Raw genomic sequence first — 20,125 nt, forward strand, 5'->3', positions numbered from 1 at the left:
TTTCGGCCTGACGGCCTCGTCCTCAAGCGCCGGACGGGCTCATCGGCACAGCCGCATGCCCTCCGGGGTCCAGCACGGCAGGTGGCCGTGGGTGCGGATCACGTCCTGGCCGTTGCCTCGGGTGAGGTAGGTCAGGAAGCTCGAGGCAAGCGAGTCGGCCGGGGGGCGGCCGTAGGTGTAGGCGTACTCGATCTCGCGGTACGGGTAGTCGCTCGTGCCGTGTTCGATGGCGTCCACGGAGGGCGGGTCGCCGCCCAGGTCGAGCGGGTGCAGGCCCTTCGCGCGCTCGGCCAGGTTGAGTTCGCTGTAGCCGATCGCGCCGGGGGTGGCGGCGACCGTGGACAGCACCTGGTCGGTGGAGTCGAGTTCGCAGCGGACGACGGGGGCCGTCGGGTCGTCCTTGTGGACGCAGTCGACGGACGAGTTCGCGATCTCGCCGCGGCCCAGCACCCGCCGCTGGAACACCTGCCGGGTACCGGAGTTGGCGTCCCGGCTGACCAGGACCACCGGCAGGTGGGGCCCGCCGACCTCGTCCCAGTTGGCGATCTGCCCGAGGTACAGCCGCCGCACGTCCGCCGTGGAGAGGTTCTTCAGCTTGACGTCGTCGTGGACGACCAGCGCGAACACGGACACGGCGACCCGGTTCTCGCGCAGTTCGTCGCGCCCGGCCGGCTTGGGGCCGTCGGAGAGGGCGACGACCGGCGGCGAGCCCTTCCCGCCCGTGGCGGCGGCGGCGAGTTCACGGATCCCGGCCGTCGAACCGTGCGGGTCCACGGTGATCCGCGAACCCTCGCAGTCGCGCTCGTACTTGGCCGCCACCTCCCGGACCACGGGAGCGAACGCGGTCGACCCGGTGACCGTGAGCACGCCGCGCTCGCAGCCGACGGGGGGCGGGGCGTCCCGGACGACGACGATCGTCGCGAGGGTGACCACGCAGACCGTGAGCAGGATGGAGATCAGCCGGGCGGCACGGCTGAACAGCGGCGGGGTGTCGTCCGGGGTGGCGCTGCGGTTGGGGTGCACCTCGCCGTCGCGCAGACCGCCGTACAGCCGTATCCCCCGGCCGACGTCGCCGCCCGACAGCAGCACGAGCAGTTTGAAGTGCTCGCGGGGGTTGAGCGGGACGCGCGGGATGCGCAGGGTGTTGTCCTCGTAGCCGAAGCCCCGGTCCGCGGTGAAGTGGTCCATGAGGTGGTCGGTGTCGGTCGGCTGGGTGACGGACACCCCGCGGATGGTGCGGTCGGTGAAGACGGCGGTCAGGCCGTGGCGTTCGGGGCCCGTGTAGTCGTCGCGGGCGATGCCCTGCGAGCCGTCGTTCTCGATGCGCAGCAGGACGAGCGTCGCGTCCGACATGCCGGGGGCCTCGTCGAAGAGGCCGAGGCGGCGGTTGGGACGGCCGGATCTGACGTCGTCGCCGATCGGGTTGTCCATCTGCACCCGGTACCCGACGCGCTTCCTGCGCGGCACCCGGCGCTCGTACCAGACCATGATCCCGGACGCGACGATACCGACGAAGGCCGTCCCCACGGCCACCACGTTCTCAGCGTTCAGCCACTCCACCGTGGGCGCCCCCGCCACTCCCGTCGGCCGGACAGTAGGGGGTCACCGTACGTCTGTCCGGTGGGACATTCCGGACTGGTCGACCGGCGTTCGCACGACGTTCACCGGCGGGTGTAGGTCAGTTTCTCCCCGGTGCCGTTGTTCACGCGGCGCAGTGTGCCGTCGGCGAGCAGGGTGACCTCGGAGGCGGCGCCGGGGCTGCACGAGGAGAGGGGTTCACCGGCGGTGACCTTGGACGGGCCTATCGCCAACGGGCCTTTCCCGCCGGGCCGTTCGGAGAGGGCGGCGCTGAACTCGCAGTGGTAGCCCTTCCCGTCGGCGACGAGGGCGAGCACCGCGTCGCCCACCTTGCCCTGGGCGAGGGTCAGCAGGCGCGTGTTCGTGCCGCTCTCGTTCTCGATCGTGGTGGTCCAGGTGCCGAGGTAGGCCGCCGGGACCACCCCGTCGGCCGAGGACGCGGAGGGGGACGCGGAAGGGGACGGGGACGAGTCCGGCGAGGGCAGCTCCGAGGCCTTCGCGGAGGAGGTCGTCGAGCCACCGGACGCGGGGGGCGCCGCGCTCGCGGTGGAATCGCCGTCCCCGTTCATGAAGGCGTACACCGAGCCGCCCGCGGCGACCGCGACCACCAGGCCGACCGCGACGAGCAGGGCGGTCGTCCGCCCCTTGCGGCGCGGCGGCTCCTGCGGTCCGGCGGGGTCGCCGGGCCCGTACGGGTCGTAGGCGGGGGTGGTGCCGGGGCCCCCGGCACCGTCGGCGTACGGGTTGTACGGCGCCGCCTGGCCCGGGGCCGCGGACCAGGCGGCCGACGGCTGGTGCGGGTGGCCGTAGCCCGGGGGCGCGGCCGGCTGCGGATGCTGCTGGGGGTAGCCGTACACCGGGTGGGCCGGGGCGGTCGGCCCGCCGGGCGGGAGGGGCCGCGCCGGGATGCCGTCGGCGCCCGCGGCCGACGCGGGGCGGTGGTCCGGCGAGGGCGCGACCCCGCGCGGGCCGGAGTGCTGCGGGAAGGCCTCGGAGGCGGTCGCCGAGTGGTCGAGGAGGGTGGGGCGCGCCGCGTGGCCGGAGCGGGACGGGTCCGCGCCGTCCGGGTCCTCCACCTCCAGCAGCCGCACGGCGTGCCGGCCGAGCTGCGCCACGAGGGCGCCGGGCAGCCAGGGGTCGCGGGAGCGGCCGTCGGAGACGGTGTCGTCGACGCCGGTGAGTTCCAGGACGCGGTCGAGGGAGGGGCGGGCGGCCGGGTCCTTGCGCAGACAGGCGCGGACCAGGTCGGCGATGCCCTCGGGGAGGCCCGAGAGGTCGGGTTCGTCCTCGGCGATGCGGAACATCAGGGCGTGCGCCCCGCTGTCGGCGGCGCCGAAGGGAAGGGCGCCGGTGGCCGCGTAGGTGATGACCGAGCCGAGGCAGAAGACGTCGCTGGCGGGCGTGACCGGACCGCCGCGCAGCTGCTCGGGGGCCATGAAGCCGGGAGAACCGATCACCGCGCCGGTCTGGGTCAGCCGGCTGTCGCCGGTCACGCTCTCCAGCGCCCGCGCGACGCCGAAGTCGATGACCCGGGGTCCTTCGATGGTGACCATCACGTTGGACGGCTTGAGGTCACGGTGGACGATCCCGGCCGCGTGGATGTTGGCCAGCGCGTGCGCGAGCCCGGCGGCGAGGATGCGCACCGACCGCTCGGGCAGCGGGCCGTGGTCGTGGCTCACGACCTGCTGGAGGCTCGGCCCCGCGACATAGCCGGTGGCGACCCAGGGCACGGCGGCCTCGGTGTCGGCGTCGAGGACGGGCGCGGTCCAGAACCCGCCGACCCGCTGCGCGTTGCGCACCTCCTGCCGGAACCGCGCCCGGAACTCCTCGCGCGCCGCCAGCTCACGCCGGACCAGCTTCACGGCGACCGTGCGCCCCCGGTCCGAGCGGGCGAGGTAGACCTGCCCCATGCCGCCCGCGCCCAGCCGCGCGAGCAGCCGGTAGCCGCCGATGCGCTGCGGGTCCCCCGGGCCCAGCTTCTCCATCGCAGCGCCGCCTTTCCCGCACATGTGTGATCGAGACATGTGCAACCCAGCCGAGAATAATCCGGCCGTTCGGGGAGTAGTGCGGCACGGTGTCTACGGTTGCGTAACGGCGGGCTCCAGCCCGTCCAGCACCTTGGACAGCCGTTCCAGTACGTGTACGGCCTCGGCGAGCTCCGCGTCCCCGTACGCCTGCGCGAGCCGGTCGGCGAGGGCCGCGTGCCCGGGGTCGATGCGGGCGACCGCGGCCCGGCCCGCTTCCGTGGGCGCGAGCAGCTTGGCGCGCCGGTGGGCTGGGTTGGGCCGGTACTCGGCCAGGCCGCCCTCCACCAGCAGGTCGGCGACGCGCTGGACGCTCTGCCGGGTGATGCCCATGGCGCGGGCGATGCCGGACACGGGCAGCGGGTCGCCGAGCACCGCGCCGAGCACCTGCCACCGGGCGGCGGAGAGCCCGGCGGGCCCGGCCAGCTCCTCCGCCACGGCGAGGAACTGGCCGTTCAGCCGGAACACCCCGAGGGCGCCGCGGCTGAGCAGATCCTGTCGTTCCCGGCTCACCGGCCGGCCGTCGCCTTCTCCAGCACGGCGTACGCGGCCGGGTCGGAGTCGTGGAACAGCCGGTACCAGGCGTCCAGCACCTCGCCCTCGTAGACGCCGAGGAGCCGGAAGATCTCGCGTGCGAAGGCGACCGGCTCGGTCGGACCGGCGGTGATCAGCCGCGCGTCGGTGACGGCGTCCGCCTCGACGTACCGGTCGCCGCCCCCGTAGCCGGTCGCCGCCAGGTAGAAGGAGACCGCGCCGGTGTGGTCCCGGTCGTCGAGAAGGCCCTCGCGGGCGAGTCCCGCGGTGGCCCCGCAGATCGCGGCGACGGGCACCCCGGCGTCGAGGAACGCGCGGGCCGTGCGGGCGAAGGGCGCGAGGTCGTCGGAGGTGTCCCAGAGGTCGGCGCCCGGCAGGATCAGCAGGGAGCTGTCCTCGGGCCGTACGGCGTCCAGCGCCAGGTCGGGCAGGATCCGCAGTCCGCCGACGCTGGCGACCGGCTCCAGCGACCTGCCGACCGTCCGGATCTCGTACCCGTTCCGTGCGAGGTACGCCGTCGCGAACCCCGTCTCCCAGTCGGCGAGCGTGTCGTACACGGCGAGATGCACCGGCTTGCGGCTCATGGCTCCTCCTCGGTGAGCGGATCCCCGTAACGGCCACATGACAGCAGACTGTCACTTCGACAGCAAACTGTCAATGACCTCGGAAGCCCTCGGGCCAGCCCCTCCCACGCCCGACAACCTGTCGCGGAATCGCCCCGTCCACGGAACAGGACGCCGATACCGCTTCCGCATCGCGGACATTTACGCTCACTGACATGACCCCTCAGTCCAGCCCCCAGGCCGGCGCCGCCGTGAAGGCCGCGGACCGCGCGCATGTCTTCCACTCCTGGTCCGCCCAGGAGCTCATCGACCCGCTCGCCGTGGCCGGCGCGGAGGGGTCGTACTTCTGGGACTACGACGGCAAGCGATACCTCGACCTCACCAGCGGGCTCGTCTACGCCAACATCGGCTACCAGCACCCGAAGGTCGTCGCCGCGATCCAGGAGCAGGCCGCACACCTGACCACCTTCGCGCCCGCCTTCGCGATCGAGGCCCGCTCGGAGGCGGCCCGGCTGATCGCCGAGCGGACCCCCGGCGACCTGGACAAGATCTTCTTCACCAACGGCGGAGCGGACGCGGTCGAGCACGCCGTCCGCATGGCCCGGCTGCACACCGGGCGCGCCAAGGTGCTGTCCGCCTACCGCTCGTACCACGGCGGCACCCAGCAGGCCGTGAACCTCACCGGCGACCCGCGCCGCTGGGCCTCCGACACCGCGACGGCCGGCGTCGTCCACTTCTGGGCGCCGTACCTGTACCGCTCCCGCTTCTACGCGGAGACGGAGGAGCAGGAGACCGCGCGGGCGCTCGAGCACCTGGAGACGACGATCGCCTTCGAGGGGCCGGGGACGATCGCCGCGATCATCCTGGAGACCGTCCCGGGCACCGCCGGGATCATGGTCCCGCCGCCCGGCTATCTCGCCGGGGTGCGGGCCCTCTGCGACCAGTACGGGATCGTCTTCGTCCTGGACGAGGTCATGGCCGGGTTCGGACGCACCGGTGAGTGGTTCGCGGCCGACCTGTTCGATGTGACGCCCGACCTGATGACCTTCGCCAAGGGTGTGAACAGCGGATATGTGCCGCTCGGCGGGGTCGCCATCTCCGGCGCCATCGCGGAGACCTTCGCCAGGCGGCCGTACCCGGGCGGTCTGACGTACTCCGGGCACCCGCTGGCCTGCGCCGCCGCCGTCGCGACGATCAACGTCATGGCGGAGGAGGGCATCGTCGAGAACGCGAAGAACCTGGGCGCGTCGGTCGTCGGGCCGGGGCTGCGGGAACTCGCCGAGCGGCACGGATGCGTCGGCGAGGTGCGCGGGGTCGGCATGTTCTGGGCCCTCGAGCTGGTGAAGAACCGGGAGACCCGCGAGCCGCTCGTGCCGTACAACGCGGCGGGCGAGGCCAACGCGGCCATGGCCGCCTTCGGCGCCGCCGCCAAGAAGGCCGGGGTGTGGCCGTTCGTGAACATGAACCGCACCCACTTCGTGCCGCCGCTCAACGTCTCCGAGTCCGAGGTCAAGGAAGGTCTCGCGGCCCTGGACGCGGCGCTTTCGGTGGCCGACGAGTACACGGACTAGGACCGGACGAGGTCCCGACGAGGCCCGACGAGGGTCGGACGAGGACCCGAGGAGGGCCGGCCGAGGAGCGGTTCCGGCCCTTCGGCGGCCCGGTGGCTCGGAGGGCACTCGACCAAGGTCTTGATTTCGTCGAACGCGTAAGGTGGCGTGCTCGTACATACCCACGAGCACGCCACTTTTTCTCGCACCCGACGATGGAGACGCCCCGACCATGCCCGGCAGCACCGGCAACGGAGCCGTGACGCGCAGCACCCTGCGACAGCAGATCGCCGACGCGCTTCGCGACGAGGTGCTGGGGGGACGGCTCCAACCGGGCCAGGAGTTCACCGTCAAGGAGATCGCCGAGCAGTACGGCGTCTCCGCGACCCCCGTCCGCGAGGCCCTCGTCGACCTCTCCGCGCAGGGCCTGCTGGAGGCCGACCAGCACCGGGGCTTCCGGGTCCACGAGTACTCCGCCGAGGACTTCCGGGGCATGATCGAGGCACGCAGCCTGATCATCGAGGGGATGTTCCTCGCCCTGGACGAGGGCCGTCAGCGCCACCACAACTACGACGACCCGCGGACCGCCGCCGCCATAGCGGGGGTGCGCCGCCGCGGCGAGGAGGCGCAGCGGGCCGCGGCCGCCGGTGACCTCACCGTCCTCATCGGCTACGACCTGCGCTTCTGGCGCGAGCTGAGCGCCCTGTTCGGCAACCCCTACCTCGCCGACTTCCTGCACCGGCTGCGGCTCCAGTCCTGGGTGTGCACGGTGCAGCACCTGCGTCGGCCGACCGATCTGCGCGGCCGACTGTGGTCCGGCCACACCGAACTGGTCGACGCCCTGTACGACCGCGACACCGTCACCGCGCGGGCGATGCTCGCCGCGTACAACGACGACTCCATCGCCCTGATCGAGCGACTGGCGGCGGAATGAGCAGGGCGGACGCCCCCGGCGCGCCCGCTCCCGCGCACCGCACCACGCCCGTCACCCTCCCCGTCGACCTCTCCGTCGAAATCGCCGTCGAACTCTCCGTCGTCATCCCGGCCTTCAACGAGGAGCGCCGGCTCGGCTCCACCCTGGACGCCGTCACCCGCTACCTCGACGCGGGCGGGAGCCACTGGCGCACCTGGGAGATCCTGGTCGCCGACGATGGTTCCACCGACGCCACCCGCGAGCTCGTCACCGTCCGCCGCGACCCCCGGATCAAGCTCGTCGCGGGCGCCGGCAACCGGGGCAAGGGCCATGCCCTGCGCCGCGGCGTCGCCGCGAGCCGGGGCCGCCAGGTGCTGGTCATGGACGCCGATCTCGCCACTCCCGTCGAGGAGTCGGAGCGCCTGGAGAAGGCGCTCGCCGACGGCAACGCGGCGGCGATCGGCTCGCGTGCCGTACCCGGCGCGACCCTCGGCGACCGCCAGCACCGGATACGCGAAGTCGCGGGCCGAGCGGGCAACCTGCTGATACGCCGGACGACCCTGCGGGGCACGCGCGACACCCAGTGCGGGTTCAAGCTGTTCGACGGCGACAAGGCCCGCGCCGCCTTCACCGCCTCCCGCCTCAACGGCTGGGCCATCGACGTGGAGGTGCTGCGCCACTTCCAGCGGGCCGGCTGGCCGGTCGCCGAGGTGCCCGTGCACTGGTCGCACCAGCCCGGCTCGAAGGTCCGTCCGGCGGACTACCTCCGGGTCCTGCGCGACCTGGTCCGGCTCCGGATCCCGGTGCCGAGACCCGTGGACGTCGTCGCCGTCCTGCTGTTCCTCGCGATGGCGGTGGCCCTCTACTCCGGCCGCCTCCCCGACCCGGACCACCGCTATCTCACCGACTCCCTCCAGGACCAGAACCAGTGGGAGTGGTTCTTCGCGGTGACCGCCGACAACATCGCCCACCTGCGCAATCCCCTGTTCACCGGCCTCCAGGGCGCCCCGGACGGCGTGAACCTGATGGCCAACACCACCATGCTGGGCCTGTCCGTCCCGCTCACGCCCGTCACGCTGCTGCTCGGCCCGGCCGTCACGCTCGGCCTGGTGATGACGCTGGGGCTGGCCGCGACCGCCGTCGCCTGGTACCGGCTGATCGTCAAACGGCTCGTCCGACAGCGTGCGGCCGCCTTCGCCGGAGCCGCGCTGGCCACGTTCGCGCCGCCCATGATCAGCCACGCCAACGCGCATCCGAACTTCGTCGTGCTGTTCATGATCCCGCCGATCATCGACCGCGCGCTGCGCCTCACCGCCGGTGAGCGGGTCACCCGCAACGCGGTCGTCCTCGGCCTGATGGCGGCCTACCAGTTCTTCCTCGGCGAGGAGCCGCTGCTGCTCGCCGCGATGGGCATGACCCTCTTCGCGGTCGCCTACGCGGCCGTACGCCCCGACGTCGCAGGCAAAGCCGTACGGCCCCTGCTGAACGGTCTGGCGGTCGCCGCCGCCGTCTGCCTCCCCCTCGTCGTCTACCCGCTGGCCTGGCAGTTCTCCGGCCCGCAGAGCTACACCGGCATCGACCACGGCACCGCGCCCGGCGTCGCCAACTCCGTCCGGGCGCTGCTCTCCTTCGCCGAGCGCTCCCTGATCGCGGGCGACGCCCACCGCGCCGACGCCCTCTCGCTGAACCCCACCGAACAGAACGCCTTCTACGGCTGGCCGCTGGTGCTGCTCGCGTTCGCGATCACGGTGGGACTGTGGCGGCGGCCGGCGGTCAAGGCGCTGGCCGGTACGGCGGCGGCCGCGGCCGTGCTGTCCCTCGGCTCGCGCATCCCCCTCCCGTTCACCGACACCACCGTCCCCGGCCCCTGGGCGCCGCTCGCCGGCCTGCCCCTCTTCGATTCGGTCATCGAGAGCCGGGTCGCGCTGGTCTGCGCCCCGCCGCTGGGCATGCTGCTCGCCCTGGCGATCGACCGCCTCGCCCGGGCCCGTCGGCTGGGCACCCAGTACGCCGGTCTGCTCGCCGTCTGCCTCGCCCTGCTCCCCCTCGTCCCCGCCCCGCTGAAGTCCGCGCCGCGCGCCGAGGTGCCGGCCTTCTTCACCGACGGCACCTGGAAGACGTACGTCCGGGGGGACGAGACCCTGGTCCCGGTGCCGCTCGCGGAACCCGAGGACGCCGAGGCGCTGCACTGGCAGACGGCGGCCGGCCTCGGCTTCCGGATGCCCGGCGGCTACTTCAACGGCCCCTTCGGCGACGGCGACCGCACCGGCGTCTACGGCGTCCCGCTGCGCTTCACGGCGAGTCTGCTGCGGGACGTCCGGTACACGGGCGTGGTCCCGGTGATCGACGCCCGGGCCCGGGCCGAGACCCGCGAGGATCTCGCCCACTGGCGGGCCGGGGCGCTGGTGCTGGTCCCACAGCCGCATGAGGACCGGCTGCGTGAGACGGTGGAGAAGCTGGTCGGCCGGCCGGGTAGGCGGGTGGCCGGAGTGTGGGTATGGGACCTGCACGAGGGGAGCTGACGCGGGTCGCACCGACTACTCTTCCCTGACCGGTCACCGTACTGAGTGAGGAGCTCTCTTTGGCCTGTGACCTGTGGCTGGTGCCACTCGTCGACGTGTTGTGCCACACCCCCGACAATCCCTTCGCCGACGAACTCGCCCAGTACAACAAGGTGCTGGCCGAGGCGGGTCTGCCGCCCGTGCCGGTGTACCAGTACATGCCGGGGCTGTCCGGCGAGGTCGCCCCGGTGGCCGGCTTCGACTACGACGCCCTGCATTTCCTGCGCCGCGCCTACCTCCTCCAGGTGTGCGGGCTGCCGGTGACGCCGGTGGACGAGCTGGGCGGCGACTACGAGCAGCTCCTGGAGATGTTCGAGGCGACGGCCCAGCAGTCGCACCTGGTCTGGCACTACGACCACGCGGGTGCCTACGTTCCCGTCGACTTCCCGCAGCCCCTGTCCAACGACGAACTCCTGGCGGGCGGCGGACCCCTGGGTTCCGCGCAGTCCCTGCTGCGGGAACTGGAGTTCGTGGCCCCGTCGATCGGCATCGATCCGGCCAATCCGCCGTCGGCCCCCCAACCGCCGTCCGGCCCGACGGAGTTGGAGGAACCCGCCATCCCGGCGCCGTACGATTCCAGCCCCTTCGCGCGCGAGCGGCACGTCTGGCTCGGGCTGCACGCGGCGGTGACGCGGAGTCTGGCCCAGGGGTCGATGATCGTGTTCAGCTGAGCACGCCGGCCGAGCGGGCGAACGGGTCGGGCGGGCGGCGGGTCGAGCGGGCGGGTCCTCGGGCGGTCAGCGGCCGAGCTGCGAGAGACCCTTCTGCACGTCCTCCCTGTTCATCACCGGGGTGTAGGAGATCTCGGCCCCGAGGTTGAGGAAGAACGGCTCACTGAGCACGGGCATCTGCGCACTCTCTTCCATGTCGAAGAACAGGAAGGCAGTGCGCCGGCCGTGGTCGGTGGTGAAGTACGCGGCCTCGGGCTTGACCTGCGCCATGGACTCCTCGAGGAGCTTGCCGAGGGTCCCGTTCCGGATGGCCTCGTTCGCCTTCTCGGTGTCCATGGTCGCCTTGAGCATCATGCGCATCGCAGTCACTTCCTTCTGGTCGACACACACGCGTATCCACCTCAGGATATGCCTGTATGCGGCATTCCTCCCTCGCTGTGAGGCCGGGCGGCCGACGTCAGAAGACGGCCGTGCCGGCCTGCGTCAGCTTCCAGTTGGCAGTGGCGAAGCCGGCCGGGTCCAGCACCCCCGCGGACGTGACGTAGTCGATCATCAGCTGCCGGATCTCGTTGGTGGAGCTGTAGGCGATCTCGGCGGCGGCCATGTGCGGGTAGCCGCTGCCGCCGTTGGCCCGGTAGTTGTTGACGGCGACGACGAAGACCTGGTCGTCGGCGACGGCGACGCCCTCGTAGCTGAGGTTCTTGATCCGCGCCCCCTCCGCCTGCGCGATGTCGATGTCGTACGAGACGCCCGCCGCCGTGTCGTACATGTAGTCCCAGAAGCTGTCGGCGTTGGTCAGGGTCGCGGTGTCGACCGCCGTGCCCGCCGGCACCTGGTGGTAGCACTTCGCGGCGAACTCCAGGTAGTCCTTGAGCTGGGCGCCGGTGAGCCACTGGTGAGGAAGGAGGGGCAACTACCCGCGTAGATGCTTGCTTCCGCCAGTTACGGGCGTAACCGCGAACGGACCATGGGCCGGTCAAGGATGTCCAAGACCGGCCCAAGCCGACGTACTGCCGTCAGGCACTGCGATCAGGCACTGCCGCCGGTACCGCCGTCAGGTCTTTCCCGGGGCTACAGGAACGAGTTGATCTCGATCGTCTCGTCCCGGCCCGGGCCCACGCCGATCGCGGAGATCGGGGCGCCGGACATCTCCTCCAGCGCCTTGACGTACGCCTGGGCGTTCTTCGGCAGGTCGGAGAAGGACTTCGCCTTGGTGATGTCCTCGGACCAGCCGGGCAGGGTCTCGTAGATCGGCTTCGCGTGGTGGAAGTCGGTCTGCGAGTACGGGAGTTCCTCGACGCGCTTGCCGTCGATCTCGTACGCCACGCAGACCGGGATCTGCTCCCAGCCGGTCAGGACGTCGAGCTTCGTCAGGAAGAAGTCCGTCAGGCCGTTCACGCGGGTCGCGTAGCGGGCGATGACCGCGTCGAACCAGCCGCAGCGACGGTCACGACCGGTCGTCACGCCCCGCTCGCCGCCGATGCGGCGCAGCGCCTCGCCGTCCTCGTCGAACAGCTCGGTCGGGAACGGGCCCGAGCCGACGCGGGTCGTGTAGGCCTTCAGGATGCCGATGACCCGGCTGATCTTCGTCGGACCCACGCCCGAACCCGTGCAGGCGCCGCCCGCGGTCGGGTTCGACGAGGTGACGAAGGGGTACGTGCCGTGGTCGATGTCGAGGAGCGTGCCCTGACCGCCCTCGAAGAGGACGACCTTGTCCGCCTCGAGCGCCTGGTTGAGGAGCAGGACCGTGTCGGTGACGTACGGAGCGAGCTTCTCCGCGTAGCCCAGCAGTTCCTCGACGACCTGGTCGACGGCGATCGCGCGGCGGTTGTACAGCTTGGTCAGCAGCTGGTTCTTGCCGTCCAGCGCCGCCTCGACCTTCTGGGTGAGGATCGACTCGTCGTACAGGTCCTGGACCCGGATGCCGACCCGGTTGATCTTGTCGGCGTAGGTCGGGCCGATACCGCGCCCGGTCGTGCCGATCTTGCGCTTTCCGAGGAAGCGTTCCGTCACCTTGTCGACAGTGACGTTGTAGGGGGTGATGATGTGCGCGTTGCCGCTGATCAGCAGCTTCGACGTGTCGACGCCGCGCTCGTTCAGACCGCTCAGCTCGGAGAGCAGGACCGACGGGTCGACAACGACACCGTTACCGATGACCGGCGTACAGCCGGGTGACAGAATTCCCGAAGGGAGCAGGTGGAGTGCGTACTTCTGGTCGCCCACGACGACCGTGTGGCCGGCGTTGTTGCCGCCCTGATAGCGCACTACGTAATCCACCGAGCCACCGAGAAGGTCGGTGGCCTTTCCCTTGCCTTCGTCACCCCACTGAGCACCGAGCAGCACAAGTGCGGGCACGCGCGTACACCCCTTCCGGGTGGGGCATGTCCAAGGCCAGGGGCGTACGCGGTGGCTCTTTCCACCGCGTGCACCGCGTGCACCGCGACCGTCGTCGGTCGCCGCTTGTCGGACCCGGATGCCCCGGAATAGACCAAGCCCCTGGCGCAATAGCGCAAGGGGCTCTTGCACAAAGATGCTACCCGAGGAAGCGAGGCAGGACCGAGGTGGCGACTTTCGCGACGTCCGATCAGCTGCTGGTGATCATCGATCCGGTCGCCCGGCGCACGGACGGGGAGTCCGTACGGATCGCGAAAGACGTGCTCAGCGCGGGTGCGGCGAGTACGAAGGTGTGCCTCCCGGAGGGCCCGGAGGAATTCGCCCGGGTGCTGGCCCGGCGGGGCTCGCGGCGGCCGGTGGTCGTCGGCGACGACCGGGCGCTGATGCGGACGGTGGCCCTGCTGCACCGGCAGCGGGCCCTGGCCGAAACCGTGCTGTCGGTGGTGCCGGTGGGCGCCGCCCTGGGCGTCGCGCACGCCCTGGGGGTGCCCACGGGGGCCGTGGCGGCCGCCCGGGCCGTCCTGGACGGCACCGAGCGGCGTCTGGACGTACTGGTGGACGACAGCGACGGGGTGGTGCTGGGCGCGCTGCGGATCCCGCCGGTGCCGCTCGCTCCGCGGGCGGAGCCGGCCGTGGCGGAGGCCGGGCTCGCGCCGGGCGGCGGCCACCCCTGGCTGCGGACCTACCACTCCCTCTTCCGGACCCTGGTGGCGTCACGGCCCTCGCGGCTCTCCGCCGCCCCGGCCCCGCCCGGCCCGGCCCGGCTGCGGATCGAGGTCGACGGGGTGACCCTGGTCGACCTCGACCAGCCGGTGGAGGCGGTGTCGGTGACCCCGGGGCTCCCCGGCACGGTGGTCGTGACGGTACGGCCGCTGTCCCTGGGCGCGGTGGCGGTGCCCCTGGAGGCCCGGGGGCGGACGGTGACCGTCTCGGGCGCGGACTTCCGCTACCGGGCCGACGCGATAGTCGCGGGACCGGTACGGCGACGCACGTGGACGGTGCGCGAGGGGGCGTTGGGGCTGATGCTGCCGGGGCGGTGAGCCGGCCGCCGCTCAGGGCAGTCGCTCGACCACGGCCTCGTCGCCGGACTCGTCCTTCAGCCCCACCCCCGAGGCCCCCAGCTCCCGCGCCCTCCCCAGCAGAGAGACCAGCTTCGCCGCCGCCGTCTCGTAGGCGAGGCCCAGTGGCGGGCGGATGTTGGACAGGCAGTTGCGGTCGGCGTCCGTCGTGACGCCCGGCCGGGGCCGGTGGGTCAGGTACGCGCCCAGGGAGTCCGCCGCCGACATGCCGGGGCGTTCGCCGACGAGGAGCACCACGGCCGTGGCGCCCATGGCGTGCGCGACGTCGTCGCCGAGGGCCACCCGGGCCTGCTCGGCGAGGACGACCGGCGCCACCCGGGTGCCGGCCGGCAGCAGCGCGGTCGTCGCCCGGATCATCGCCGCCGCGTGCTCGTGCACCGCCCGGCTGGAGAGCCCGTCGGCGACCACGAAGACGACGTCCCACTCGCCCGTGGGCAGATGGGCCCGGTCGACGGCGTTGAGGCGGCGGCCCAGGTCGGGGCGCTGGAGGTAGGTGGTGCGGTCGGGGGCGGCGCTGCGGACCCGGACCACCGGCGTGCCGGTCAGCCGCGCCGCCACCGCGTCCGGGTCGAACGGCGAGTGCACCGCGTCCCGGGCGGCGGCGTGCGCGGCCTGGAGCTCCAGACGGTGCCGGGTGGGCAGCGCGGAACCGGCCCGGCCCAGGCCGATCCGGGCCTGGGTGCGCAGGCGCAGCGACGCCCACAACTCGCCCTGGCCGTCGCCCGACCCGCCCTGGCCGTCGTCGATCCGGCTGTCCGTCACCTGGCTGATGGTCATGCCGCGAGCTCCCGTCCGGTGGCGCGTCCGGGGGTCCCGGTGGTGGCGATCTCCGTCAGCGGGTGGGCCGTTCCGGACAGCTCGCGGATGCCGCCGCGCGGGTCCAGCAGCCCGATCGAATCCAGCCATGCCTCGAACTCCGGCGCCGGGCGCAGCCCGAGCACCTCCCGCAGGTACAACGCGTCGTGGTACGAGGCCGACTGGTAGTTGAGCATGATGTCGTCGCCGCCCGGGGTGCAGATCACGAAGGAGGCCCCGGCCACGCCGAGCATCGTCAGCATCGTGGCGATGTCGTCGTCATCGGCGTCGGCGTGGTTGGTGTAGCAGATGTCCAGGCCCATGGGCAGGCCGAGCAGCTTGCCGCAGAAGTGGTCCTCGAGGGCGGCGCGCAGGATCTGCCGGCCGTCGTAGAGGTACTCCGGGCCGATGAAGCCGACGACCGTGTTCACCAGCAGCGGGTCGTAGCGGCGGGCGACCGCGTACGACCGCGCCTCGACCGTCTGCTGGTCGACCCCGTGGTGCGCGCCGGCGGAGAGGGCGCTGCCCTGCCCGGTCTCGAAGTACATGACGTTCCGGCCGACCGTCCCCCGCTCCAGGGCCAGCGCCGCCTCGTACGCCTCGTCGAGCAGGCCGAGGGTGACCCCGAAGGAGGCGTTGGCGGCCTGGGTGCCGGCGATGGACTGGAAGACGAGGTCGACGGGGGCGCCCCGCTCCATCAGGTCCACGCTGGTGGTGACGTGGCACAGCACGCAGGACTGGGTGGGGATCGCGTACCGGCCGATCACCCCGTCGATGAGTTCCAGCAGGTCCCGTACGGCCTTCGGGCTGTCGGTGGCCGGGTTGACGCCGATCACCGCGTCGCCGGAGCCGAGCAGGAGGCCGTCGAGGAGGGCGGCCGCGACGCCCGCCGGGTCGTCGGTCGGGTGGTTGGGCTGGAGCCGGGTGGCCAGCCGGCCGGGCAGCCCGATGGTCGACCGGAACGCGGTCACCACCCGCACCTTGCGCGCCACCGCCACCAGATCGGCGTTCCCCATCAGCTTGGAGACGGCGGCCGCCATCTCCGGCGTGAGCCCGGGGGCGAGGGCGGCCAGCGTCACCGCGTCCGCCGCCTCCGACAGCAGCCACTCCCGCAGCTCTCCGACCGTCATCGACGCCACCGGCGCGAAGGCGGCCGGGTCGTGGGTGTCGAGGATGAGCCGGGTGACGTCGTCGTCCTCGTAGGGGATCAGGGGGCGGGTCAGGAAGTCGGTCAGCGGCACCTCCGCCAGCGCCCAGCGGGCCGCGACCCGCTGCCGGGCGTCCTGCGCCGCGAGACCGGCCAGGCGGTCGCCGGAGCGTTCGGGGCTCGCGGCGGCGAGCAGCCGGGCGAGCGAGTCGAAGCGGTACCGCTCGCCGCCGAGGGTGGAGGTGTAGGCGCTCATGGCGGCGACCGTACGAGGCGCGTGTTGCCGCCAGATTTCTAAAGGTCTGGTTGACAAGTATTTAACGTCCCGACACCCTTGGCGGACTCATTCGGGCTACAGAGTTCCGGTCCAGCACACCCGTGGACGACCAGGAGAGGGGCCACCCCGATGGCAGTGGACGAGGGCGTCGCCTCAGCGGCGGACGCAACGGCGGGCACAACGGCGACATCAGGCGAGGAAGGCACTGTTCACCGGCTCAAGCCCAACGCCATCGGCCTGCTCGGGGTGGTCTTCATGGCCGTCGCGACGGCCGCGCCGATCACCGCGATGACCGGTAACGTGCCCTTCATGGTGTCGTCCGGCAACGGCATCGGGGCCCCGGCGAGCTACCTCGTCGCAATGGTCGTCCTGGCAATCTTTTCCGTCGGCTTCACCTCGATGGCGAAGCACATCACCTCGACGGGCGCCTTCTACGGCTTCATCTCCTACGGCCTCGGCCGCTCGATCGGCCTCGCCTCGGGGCTGCTCGCGACCTTCGCGTACGTCGTGTTCGAGCCGGCCCTGATCGGCATCTTCTCGACCTTCGCCACCACCACGCTCCACGACCAGACGGGCCTCGACATCCCCTGGTGGGCGTTCGCGGTGCTGATGCTCGCCGTCAACGCGACGGGCACCTGGTTCGGCGTCTCCGTCGCGGAGAAACTGCTCGTCGTCCTGCTCGCCACCGAGGTGACGGTCCTCGCGGCGATGGCGATCTCGGTCGCCTTCCACGGCGGCGGCCCGGACGGCTTCAGCATCGATCCGGTCAACCCGGTCAACGCCTTCAAGGGGACCAGCGCGGGCCTCGGACTCTTCTTCGCCTTCTGGTCGTGGGTCGGCTTCGAGTCGACGGCGATGTACGGCGAGGAGTCGCGCAACCCGAAGAAGATCATCCCCAAGGCCACGATGATCTCGGTGCTGGGCGTCGGCGTCTTCTACGTGTTCGTCTCCTGGATGGCCATCACGGGCACCGGCCAGTCGGACGCCGTGCAGGTCGCCACCGACAACCCGCTGGGCCTGTTCTTCAACCCCACCGAGCGGTACGTCGGCCACTGGGCCGTCGACGTCATGCAGTGGCTGATGATCACCGGTTCACTGGCCTGCGGCATGGCCTTCCACAACTGCGCCGCCCGCTACATGTACGCCCTGGGCCGCGAGGGCGTCCTGCCCTCCCTGAAGAACACCGTCGGCCGCACCCACGCCCGGCACGGCTCCCCGCACATCGCCGGCCTGGTCCAGACCGTCGTCTCGGCCGTCCTGATCGGCGCGTTCTGGGCGGCGGGCAAGGACCCGTACACCGGCACGTACGTGCTGCTCGCGATCCTCGGCACGATGGCGATCCTGGTGGTGCAGGCGGTGTGCTCGTTCGCCGTGCTGGTCTACTTCCGCTCCCACCACCCCGAGAGCCGGCACTGGTTCAGGACGTTCGCCGCCCCGCTCGTCGGCGGTGTCGCGATGCTCGCCGTGGTCACGCTGCTGGTGTCCAACATGGGGGTCGCGGCCGGGCCGGAGTCGGATTCTCTGGTGCTGAAGGCGACGCCGTGGCTGGTCGCGCTGATCGCGGTGGCCGGCGTCGGCTACGCCCAGTACCTCAAGCGGCGGGACCCGTCCCGCTACCTGCTGCTGGGCCGCACGGTGCTGGAGGAGACGAAGGAGCGCTGACCCCGGTCACCTTCCGAAGCTGCCGGGCGGCGGCATGGAATGGACGAAAACCGCGAGACACGAGAACCGGGAGGCGCCGCGTGGGCGCCTCCCGGTCCAAGTCGACGGCGAGGAAAGCGAAGGAACTTGTTTCGTTGCAGGAAAATTGAGAAGGAAGCCCCTTCATGGCCTCGCCGTGGGCAAACGCTAGCAGTCAGCCCGGGATCAGGTCGCGCAGATTTTCGAGGGTGATGACCCGGGAGTCCGGGTGCAGCCCCTCGGGACGTTCGAGACCGATGTACGTCACGGGCTCGTCCGGGACCGACTCGCCGTCCCACGGTTCCACCTCCGTGGCGTCGCCGGACATCAGGTCGACCAGGTACGACACCGTCAGCTGCTCGCGCTCCACGAGGGCACGCACCGCCTTGGACACCGACACCTGGTTCTCCTCGACCCGGTTGGCCGACGAGATGCCCTTCAGATACAGGTGCAGCCACTTCGCGCGCCACCGGCCGTCGTCCGCGCGCCGGAACACCAGCGGCAGCGCCACCCGCCCCGCCCCGCGCAGCTCGGACTTCATCCGCACCGTGCGCGGCTCGAACGGCCGCCCCTTCTGCTCACCGTCGCGCAGCATGAAACCGAAGAACGACTCCTCGACCTCCTCGAAGCCCTCCCCGGCGAAGATGTTGACCTGCGGGACGATGAACGAGCCGCGTACCCGGTCCAGGGACAGGTCGATGAACTCCGAGGCCCCGTCGGGCGCCTCGGTGACATCGCCCGAGTGCACGCCCCCGACCGCCGTGAGAGAGGTGTAGGAGAGCCACGAGTCGGTGCTGTAGTCGGCGTGCAGGAGCAGCGCCGAGAGGTCGAAGTCGGTCCGGTCCTCGGTCTCCTTCCAGTACACGAAGAAACGCAGCCGCTCGCCGTCGACCGTGGAGACGGAGCCCCGGGGCAGCACGCCGAGCCCGGCCGCGGTCGCCCTGCCGCTGAGCGGGAGCGCCACGTCGAGGACGTCCAGGTCGACGAGCAGCCGCCCCGGCGCCGGGAGCCGGCGGCGCAGTTCGGCGTCGAGCGCGGCGATCAGACGATCGCAGTCGGCGGCCGGGACGGACGGCCGGTGGTCGGGGGTCACCCACGCGCGGCCCTGGCGGTTGACGAAGATGCGGGGTTCGTCGGTCTCCCGCTCCCGGTTGTGGAAGTGCTCGCGGACCGAGAGCACGACCCGGCCCGAGACCTCGGGAGCGACCCGCACGGCGGCGGCCACCACCACGTCCCGCTGTTCCTGGTCGGCGGCGATCCGCAGCAGGAGGTCCAGGGCGCGGAACAGCTTGCCGGGAGCGGACTCCAGCAGCCGCACCGCACCGAGGACGTCGAACTCGTCCAGCAGCTTCTCGCAACGGCTGTCGAAGGACCGCGCCTCCTTCTCGCCCCGCGCCACGGCGAACACGTCGGCGGCGTGCGGCCAGCGCGGGTACTCGTGCGGGTGGAGACGCTCACCGAGCCGCTTGAACGGCTCGCGGTACGCGTGCACATCGGCCAGCTTGGCGGGGTTCGCCGCGACCACGGCGTCGAGGCCCGCGAGCAGCGCACGCCGGACCGGCCGCGGCAGCGTCCGGAACCGGGTCGGCTCCCGCAGCGTCACGTCGCCGCCCGACAGCGCGCAGGCCAGCCGCAGCACATCCACGACGGTGTCGAGGAGCAGGTCCGCGCCGACGGCGAGACGGGCCTCGTTGACGACCGCCCGGTTCTCCCGGACCGGGATCGACTCCGGCTGGGGGCCGAGCGCGCACCGCTCGGCGACGGCCTTGAGGTCCCGCAGATGCTCCTCGCCCAGCGGCGTCGTCCCGCCCGCCCATGCCAGGTACAGGTCGGTGAGCTCCTCGTCCAGGTCCCGCCCGAGGTGCAGCACGGTCACCCGGTCGCCCGCCGAGGCGATCAGCTCGTCCTGCGCCGCGAGCATCTCCTCGTAGGTGTGCTGGTAGCGGCCGTACGTGGGGAGGCTGAGCAGGTCCAGCACCCCGTGCGCCAGCTGCGTGAGCACGTTCTCGCGCGACTTCTCGTCGCCGAGTGCCTTCGTCACGCACCGCATCCAGAACTCTTCGGTGTCCGGCACGTGCGCCGGAAAGTCGATGAAGTACACGTTGTGCCGGACGTGGTCGCCCACCATCTCGCTCACGGTGCGCAGCGTCCGCCGGGCGGTGTGCACGACCGCGGCCTCCGACAGCCCCGACAGCCGATCCAGCAGCTCCGCCGAGAGCTTGAAACCCACGGATGCCAACGCCGCGTCGAACTGCCGCGCGGCGACGGCCCCTTGCCCGGTGGAGCCCCCGGTGGATCCCTTCGGGCAGGGAAGTCGGTGGGTGTGCCGGATGACCAGCGATTCGAGACGGTGCGCCAT

General features: G+C 71.9%; 15 protein-coding genes and 1 pseudogene. 6 read left to right on the forward strand and 10 right to left on the reverse strand.

Annotation, left to right across the window (positions count from 1 at the left end; translation table 11 throughout):
* Nucleotides 1-39 precede the first annotated feature (39 nt).
* From ACIRPU_RS13015 to ACIRPU_RS13030, 4 genes are all read right to left on the reverse strand, one after another.
* A complete protein-coding gene (locus tag ACIRPU_RS13015) occupies nucleotides 40-1,560 on the reverse strand; it encodes a substrate-binding domain-containing protein (protein WP_403865664.1) in 1,521 nt (506 codons plus the stop codon).
* A 101-nt stretch (nucleotides 1,561-1,661) separates the two neighbouring features.
* A complete protein-coding gene (locus tag ACIRPU_RS13020) occupies nucleotides 1,662-3,563 on the reverse strand; it encodes a protein kinase (protein WP_403865667.1) in 1,902 nt (633 codons plus the stop codon).
* 93 nt (nucleotides 3,564-3,656) lie between these two features.
* A complete protein-coding gene (locus tag ACIRPU_RS13025; protein WP_403865670.1) occupies nucleotides 3,657-4,115 on the reverse strand; it encodes a MarR family winged helix-turn-helix transcriptional regulator in 459 nt (152 codons plus the stop codon).
* On the reverse strand, nucleotides 4,112-4,720 hold the full coding sequence (locus tag ACIRPU_RS13030; protein ID WP_403865673.1) for a type 1 glutamine amidotransferase family protein: 609 nt from the start codon (nucleotides 4,718-4,720) through the stop codon (nucleotides 4,112-4,114). Before ACIRPU_RS13030 ends, ACIRPU_RS13025 begins: the two co-directional genes overlap by 4 nt.
* A 194-nt stretch (nucleotides 4,721-4,914) precedes the next feature.
* Between ACIRPU_RS13030 and ACIRPU_RS13035 the strand changes: the two genes are divergently transcribed.
* The 4 genes from ACIRPU_RS13035 (at nucleotide 4,915) to ACIRPU_RS13050 (ending at nucleotide 10,394) form a co-directional block, all read left to right on the forward strand.
* Nucleotides 4,915-6,270, forward strand: a complete 1,356-nt coding sequence (locus ACIRPU_RS13035; protein ID WP_385561016.1) for an aspartate aminotransferase family protein — start codon at nucleotides 4,915-4,917, stop codon at nucleotides 6,268-6,270.
* Between the two features lie 211 nt (nucleotides 6,271-6,481).
* Entirely contained in the window at nucleotides 6,482-7,183 is a 702-nt protein-coding gene (locus tag ACIRPU_RS13040) for a GntR family transcriptional regulator (RefSeq protein ID WP_355702609.1), read from the forward strand.
* Nucleotides 7,180-9,684 carry a glycosyltransferase gene (locus ACIRPU_RS13045; protein ID WP_403865677.1) on the forward strand — a complete coding sequence of 835 codons (2,505 nt, stop codon included), beginning with the start codon at nucleotides 7,180-7,182 and terminating at the stop codon, nucleotides 9,682-9,684. Before ACIRPU_RS13040 ends, ACIRPU_RS13045 begins: the two co-directional genes overlap by 4 nt.
* 59 nt (nucleotides 9,685-9,743) lie before the next feature.
* Nucleotides 9,744-10,394 (forward strand): hypothetical protein, encoded by a 651-nt coding sequence (locus ACIRPU_RS13050; protein WP_403865680.1) that lies wholly within the window; start codon nucleotides 9,744-9,746, stop codon nucleotides 10,392-10,394.
* A gap of 66 nt (nucleotides 10,395-10,460) precedes the next feature.
* On the opposite strand, the gene ACIRPU_RS13055 is transcribed toward ACIRPU_RS13050, so the two are convergent.
* From ACIRPU_RS13055 to ACIRPU_RS13065, 3 genes and pseudogenes are all read right to left on the reverse strand, one after another.
* The gene (locus tag ACIRPU_RS13055; protein WP_403865683.1) at nucleotides 10,461-10,754 is read right to left on the reverse strand and encodes a hypothetical protein; all 294 of its coding nucleotides are present in this window, start codon (nucleotides 10,752-10,754) and stop codon (nucleotides 10,461-10,463) included.
* Between the two features lie 97 nt (nucleotides 10,755-10,851).
* Nucleotides 10,852-11,283, reverse strand: a pseudogene (locus ACIRPU_RS13060) (5'-nucleotidase C-terminal domain-containing protein); the annotation flags it as partial.
* Between the two features lie 182 nt (nucleotides 11,284-11,465).
* Nucleotides 11,466-12,749: an adenylosuccinate synthase gene (locus ACIRPU_RS13065; RefSeq protein WP_355702604.1), complete on the reverse strand. Its 1,284-nt coding sequence runs from the start codon at nucleotides 12,747-12,749 to the stop codon at nucleotides 11,466-11,468.
* Nucleotides 12,750-12,955: 206 nt separating this feature from the next.
* Here ACIRPU_RS13065 and ACIRPU_RS13070 point away from each other — a divergent pair, with 206 nt between their 5' ends.
* A complete protein-coding gene (locus tag ACIRPU_RS13070; protein ID WP_403865686.1) occupies nucleotides 12,956-13,828 on the forward strand; it encodes a diacylglycerol kinase in 873 nt (290 codons plus the stop codon).
* A gap of 12 nt (nucleotides 13,829-13,840) precedes the next feature.
* Here the strand turns inward: ACIRPU_RS13070 and eutC are convergent, their stop codons facing one another.
* Nucleotides 13,841-14,644 (reverse strand): ethanolamine ammonia-lyase subunit EutC, encoded by an 804-nt coding sequence (gene eutC, locus ACIRPU_RS13075; RefSeq protein WP_403865689.1) that lies wholly within the window; start codon nucleotides 14,642-14,644, stop codon nucleotides 13,841-13,843.
* A complete protein-coding gene (locus ACIRPU_RS13080; RefSeq protein WP_403865692.1) occupies nucleotides 14,641-16,065 on the reverse strand; it encodes an ethanolamine ammonia-lyase subunit EutB in 1,425 nt (474 codons plus the stop codon). Before ACIRPU_RS13080 ends, eutC begins: the two co-directional genes overlap by 4 nt.
* A 150-nt stretch (nucleotides 16,066-16,215) precedes the next feature.
* Between ACIRPU_RS13080 and ACIRPU_RS13085 the strand changes: the two genes are divergently transcribed.
* Entirely contained in the window at nucleotides 16,216-17,748 is a 1,533-nt protein-coding gene (locus ACIRPU_RS13085) for an APC family permease (protein WP_403865695.1), read from the forward strand.
* 193 nt (nucleotides 17,749-17,941) lie between these two features.
* On the opposite strand, the gene ACIRPU_RS13090 is transcribed toward ACIRPU_RS13085, so the two are convergent.
* The gene (locus tag ACIRPU_RS13090) at nucleotides 17,942-20,125 is read right to left on the reverse strand and encodes a hypothetical protein (protein ID WP_403865698.1); all 2,184 of its coding nucleotides are present in this window, start codon (nucleotides 20,123-20,125) and stop codon (nucleotides 17,942-17,944) included.

Source organism: Streptomyces sp. NPDC102259 (assembly GCF_044766465.1).
GTDB lineage: Bacteria > Actinomycetota > Actinomycetes > Streptomycetales > Streptomycetaceae > Streptomyces.